The sequence below is a fragment of the Salmonella sp. SJTUF15581 genome, from assembly GCF_043356775.1.
Taxonomy (GTDB): Bacteria; Pseudomonadota; Gammaproteobacteria; order Enterobacterales; family Enterobacteriaceae; genus Salmonella; species Salmonella enterica.
This window is the reverse complement of sequence record NZ_JBEUJY010000032.1, coordinates 1-5,114: the sequence shown is the minus strand read 5'-3', so window position 1 is coordinate 5,114 and position 5,114 is coordinate 1. Positions and strand designations below refer to the sequence as shown.

The window sequence follows — 5,114 nt, the reverse complement described above, 5'->3', positions numbered from 1 at the left end:
CCCGGTACAGATACGCCCAGCGGCCATTGACCTTCACGTAGGTTTCATCCATGTGCCACGGGCAAAGATCGGAAGGGTTACGCCAGTACCAGCGCAGCCGTTTTTCCATTTCAGGCGCATAACGCTGAACCCAGCGGTAAATCGTGGAGTGATCGACATTCACTCCGCGTTCAGCCAGCATCTCCTGCAGCTCACGGTAACTGATGCCGTATTTGCAGTACCAGCGTACGGCCCACAGAATGATGTCACGCTGAAAATGCCGGCCTTTGAATGGGTTCATGTGCAGCTCCATCAGCAAAAGGGGATGATAAGTTTATCACCACCGACTATTTGCAACAGTGCCAAATATCGTGCCAGCTGAAGCTCATCCGGTTCACCGGTGAATCTGCCATAGCTTTCAGTCTGCTCAGTGGTCAGAAAGTCAACGGGCATATCGGCCTCCCTGCCTGACGGGCATTTAGTAACATTTTTCCAACCGTACGAAATGTTATAAATTATCGGACATCGTAAAACTGTTACATTAATATGTCTATTAAATCGTAAATTTGTAATAATAGACATGAGTTGTCCGATATTCGATTTAAGGTACATTTTTATGCGACTTTTTGGTTACGCTCGGGTCTCAACCAGTCAGCAGTCTCTTGATCTTCAGGTCAGAGCACTCAAAGACGCAGGTGTGAAAGCAAACCGTATATTTACCGATAAGGCATCCGGCAGTTCAACAGACCGGGAAGGGCTGGATTTGCTGAGGATGAAGGTGGAGGAAGGTGATGTCATTCTGGTTAAGAAGCTCGACCGTCTTGGCCGCGACACTGCCGATATGATCCAACTGATAAAGGAATTTGACGCTCAGGGCGTGGCAGTCCGGTTCATTGATGACGGGATCAGTACCGACGGTGATATGGGGCAAATGGTGGTCACCATCCTGTCGGCTGTGGCACAGGCTGAACGCCGGAGGATCCTAGAACGCACGAATGAGGGCCGACAGGAAGCAAAGCTGAAAGGAATCAAATTTGGCCGCAGGCGTACCGTGGACAGGAACGTCGTGCTGACGCTTCATCAGAAGGGCACTGGTGCAACGGAAATTGCTCATCAGCTCAGTATTGCCCGCTCCACGGTTTATAAAATTCTTGAAGACGAAAGGGCCTCGTGATACGCCTATTTTTATAGGTTAATGTCATGATAATAATGGTTTCTTAGACGTCAGGTGGCACTTTTCGGGGAAATGTGCGCGGAACCCCTATTTGTTTATTTTTCTAAATACATTCAAATATGTATCCGCTCATGAGACAATAACCCTGGTAAATGCTTCAATAATATTGAAAAAGGAAGAGTATGAGTATTCAACATTTTCGTGTCGCCCTTATTCCCTTTTTTGCGGCATTTTGCCTTCCTGTTTTTGCTCACCCAGAAACGCTGGTGAAAGTAAAAGATGCTGAAGATCAGTTGGGTGCACGAGTGGGTTACATCGAACTGGATCTCAACAGCGGTAAGATCCTTGAGAGTTTTCGCCCCGAAGAACGTTTTCCAATGATGAGCACTTTTAAAGTTCTGCTATGTGGTGCGGTATTATCCCGTGTTGACGCCGGGCAAGAGCAACTCGGTCGCCGCATACACTATTCTCAGAATGACTTGGTTGAGTACTCACCAGTCACAGAAAAGCATCTTACGGATGGCATGACAGTAAGAGAATTATGCAGTGCTGCCATAACCATGAGTGATAACACTGCTGCCAACTTACTTCTGACAACGATCGGAGGACCGAAGGAGCTAACCGCTTTTTTGCACAACATGGGGGATCATGTAACTCGCCTTGATCGTTGGGAACCGGAGCTGAATGAAGCCATACCAAACGACGAGCGTGACACCACGATGCCTGCAGCAATGGCAACAACGTTGCGCAAACTATTAACTGGCGAACTACTTACTCTAGCTTCCCGGCAACAATTAATAGACTGGATGGAGGCGGATAAAGTTGCAGGACCACTTCTGCGCTCGGCCCTTCCGGCTGGCTGGTTTATTGCTGATAAATCTGGAGCCGGTGAGCGTGGGTCTCGCGGTATCATTGCAGCACTGGGGCCAGATGGTAAGCCCTCCCGTATCGTAGTTATCTACACGACGGGGAGTCAGGCAACTATGGATGAACGAAATAGACAGATCGCTGAGATAGGTGCCTCACTGATTAAGCATTGGTAACTGTCAGACCAAGTTTACTCATATATACTTTAGATTGATTTAAAACTTCATTTTTAATTTAAAAGGATCTAGGTGAAGATCCTTTTTGATAATCTCATGACCAAAATCCCTTAACGTGAGTTTTCGTTCCACTGAGCGTCAGACCCCTACTTGCCAGCAGTGCCGTTTATGCCAAACGCGCTTGGTACGACAGCGAGCACAATTCAGCTTACGCTGACAACGTACTTGGTCATGATTGGTGCCGGTCAGCTCTTGTTTGGACCGCTATCGGACCGACTGGGGCGCCGCCCCGTTCTACTGGGAGGTGGCCTCGCCTACGTTGTGGCGTCAATGGGCCTCGCTCTTACGTCATCGGCTGAAGTCTTTCTGGGGCTTCGGATTCTTCAGGCTTGTGGTGCCTCGGCGTGCCTTGTTTCCACATTTGCAACAGTACGTGACATTTACGCAGGTCGCGAGGAAAGTAATGTCATTTACGGCATACTCGGATCCATGCTGGCCATGGTCCCGGCGGTAGGCCCATTGCTCGGAGCGCTCGTCGACATGTGGCTTGGGTGGCGGGCTATCTTTGCGTTTCTAGGTTTGGGCATGATCGCTGCATCTGCAGCAGCGTGGCGATTCTGGCCTGAAACCCGGGTGCAACGAGTTGCGGGCTTGCAATGGTCGCAGCTGCTACTCCCCGTTAAGTGCCTGAACTTCTGGTTGTACACGTTGTGTTACGCCGCTGGAATGGGTAGCTTCTTCGTCTTTTTCTCCATTGCGCCCGGACTAATGATGGGCAGGCAAGGTGTGTCTCAGCTTGGCTTCAGCCTGCTGTTCGCCACAGTGGCAATTGCCATGGTGTTTACGGCTCGTTTTATGGGGCGTGTGATACCCAAGTGGGGCAGCCCAAGTGTCTTGCGAATGGGAATGGGATGCCTGATAGCTGGAGCAGTATTGCTTGCCATCACCGAAATATGGGCTTTGCTGTCACGAACGGTGCAATAGTGATCCACACCCAACGCCTGAAATCAGATCCAGGGGGTAATCTGCTCTCCTGATTCAGGAGAGCTTATGGTCACTTTTGAGACAGTTATGGAAATTAAAATCCTGCACAAGCAGGGAATGAGTAGCCGGGCGATTGCCAGAGAACTGGGGATCTCCCGCAATACCGTTAAACGTTATTTGCAGGCAAAATCTGAGCCGCCAAAATATACACCGCGACCTGCTGTTGCTTCACTCCTGGATGAATACCGGGATTATATTCGTCAACGCATCGCCGATGCTCATCCTTACAAAATCCCGGCAACGGTAATCGCTCGCGAGATCAGAGACCAGGGATATCGTGGCGGAATGACCATTCTCAGGGCGTTCATTCGTTCTCTCTCGGTTCCTCAGGAGCAGGAGCCTGCCGTTCGGTTCGAAACTGAACCCGGACGACAGATGCAGGTTGACTGGGGCACTATGCGTAATGGTCGCTCACCGCTTCACGTGTTCGTTGCTGTTCTCGGATACAGCCGAATGTTGTACATCGAATTCACTGACAATATGCGTTATGACACGCTGGAGACCTGCCATCGTAATGCGTTCCGCTTCTTTGGTGGTGTGCCGCGCGAAGTGTTGTATGACAATATGAAAACTGTGGTTCTGCAACGTGACGCATATCAGACCGGTCAGCACCGGTTCCATCCTTCGCTGTGGCAGTTCGGCAAGGAGATGGGCTTCTCTCCCCGACTGTGTCGCCCCTTCAGGGCACAGACTAAAGGTAAGGTGGAACGGATGGTGCAGTACACCCGTAACAGTTTTTACATCCCACTAATGACTCGCCTGCGCCCGATGGGGATCACTGTCGATGTTGAAACAGCCAACCGCCACGGTCTGCGCTGGCTGCACGATGTCGCTAACCAACGAAAGCATGAAACAATCCAGGCCCGTCCCTGCGATCGCTGGCTCGAAGAGCAGCAGTCCATGCTGGCACTGCCTCCGGAGAAAAAAGAGTATGACGTGCATCCTGGTGAAAATCTGGTGAACTTCGATAAACACCCCCTGCATCATCCACTCTCCATCTACGACTCATTCTGCAGAGGAGTGGCGTGATGATGGAACTGCAACATCAACGACTGATGGCGCTCGCCGGGCAGTTGCAACTGGAAAGCCTTATAAGCGCAGCGCCTGCGCTGTCACAACAGGCAGTAGACCAGGAATGGAGTTATATGGACTTCCTGGAGCATCTGCTTCATGAAGAAAAACTGGCACGTCATCAACGTAAACAGGCGATGTATACCCGAATGGCAGCCTTCCCGGCGGTGAAAACGTTCGAAGAGTATGACTTCACATTCGCCACCGGAGCACCGCAGAAGCAACTCCAGTCGTTACGCTCACTCAGCTTCATAGAACGTAATGAAAATATCGTATTACTGGGGCCATCAGGTGTGGGGAAAACCCATCTGGCAATAGCGATGGGCTATGAAGCAGTCCGTGCAGGTATCAAGGTTCGCTTCACAACAGCAGCAGATCTGTTACTTCAGTTATCTACGGCACAACGTCAGGGCCGTTATAAAACGACGCTTCAGCGTGGAGTAATGGCCCCCCGCCTGCTCATCATTGATGAAATAGGCTATCTGCCGTTCAGTCAGGAAGAAGCAAAACTGTTCTTCCAGGTCATCGCTAAACGTTACGAAAAGAGCGCAATGATCCTGACATCCAATCTGCCGTTCGGGCAGTGGGATCAAACGTTCGCCGGTGATGCAGCACTGACCTCAGCGATGCTGGACCGTATCTTACACCACTCACATGTCGTTCAAATCAAAGGAGAAAGCTATCGACTCAGACAGAAACGAAAGGCCGGGGTTATAGCTGAAGCTAATCCTGAGTAAAACGGTGGATCAATATTGGGCCGTTGGTGGAGATATAAGTGGATCACTTTTCATCCGTCGTTGACA

Annotated in this window: 5 protein-coding genes and 1 pseudogene; 5 read left to right on the top strand and 1 reads right to left on the bottom strand. The window is 50.4% G+C overall.

Annotated features, from left to right (window positions below):
- On the bottom strand, positions 1 to 280 hold a 280-nt coding region (locus tag ABVN36_RS24495), incomplete at its 3' end, for an IS6 family transposase (protein WP_001067825.1).
- Positions 281 to 595: 315 nt separating this feature from the next.
- Here ABVN36_RS24495 and ABVN36_RS24490 point away from each other — a divergent pair.
- From ABVN36_RS24490 to istB, 5 genes and pseudogenes are all read left to right on the top strand, one after another.
- Positions 596 to 1,153 carry a recombinase family protein gene (locus tag ABVN36_RS24490; RefSeq protein ID WP_001235713.1) on the top strand — a complete coding sequence of 186 codons (558 nt, stop codon included), beginning with the start codon at positions 596 to 598 and terminating at the stop codon, positions 1,151 to 1,153.
- 182 nt (positions 1,154 to 1,335) lie between these two features.
- On the top strand, positions 1,336 to 2,196 hold the full coding sequence (locus tag ABVN36_RS24485) for a broad-spectrum class A beta-lactamase TEM-1 (RefSeq protein ID WP_000027057.1): 861 nt from the start codon (positions 1,336 to 1,338) through the stop codon (positions 2,194 to 2,196).
- A gap of 141 nt (positions 2,197 to 2,337) precedes the next feature.
- A pseudogene (locus ABVN36_RS24480) lies at positions 2,338 to 3,165 on the top strand (Bcr/CflA family efflux MFS transporter); the annotation flags it as partial.
- An 81-nt stretch (positions 3,166 to 3,246) separates the two neighbouring features.
- Positions 3,247 to 4,269: an IS21-like element IS100 family transposase gene (istA, locus tag ABVN36_RS24475; RefSeq protein WP_000255946.1), complete on the top strand. Its 1,023-nt coding sequence runs from the start codon at positions 3,247 to 3,249 to the stop codon at positions 4,267 to 4,269.
- Entirely contained in the window at positions 4,266 to 5,048 is a 783-nt protein-coding gene (istB, locus tag ABVN36_RS24470; RefSeq protein ID WP_001317493.1) for an IS21-like element IS100kyp family helper ATPase IstB, read from the top strand. Before istA ends, istB begins: the two co-directional genes overlap by 4 nt.
- The last annotated feature ends 66 nt before the right edge of the window (positions 5,049 to 5,114 follow it).

Coding starts and splice junctions, on each gene's coding strand:
- ABVN36_RS24490 (WP_001235713.1), top strand. CDS start 596: ATGCGACTTTTTGGTTACGCTCGGGTCTCAACCAGTCAGCAGTCTCTT.
- istA (WP_000255946.1), top strand. CDS start 3,247: ATGGTCACTTTTGAGACAGTTATGGAAATTAAAATCCTGCACAAGCAG.
- ABVN36_RS24485 (WP_000027057.1), top strand. CDS start 1,336: ATGAGTATTCAACATTTTCGTGTCGCCCTTATTCCCTTTTTTGCGGCA.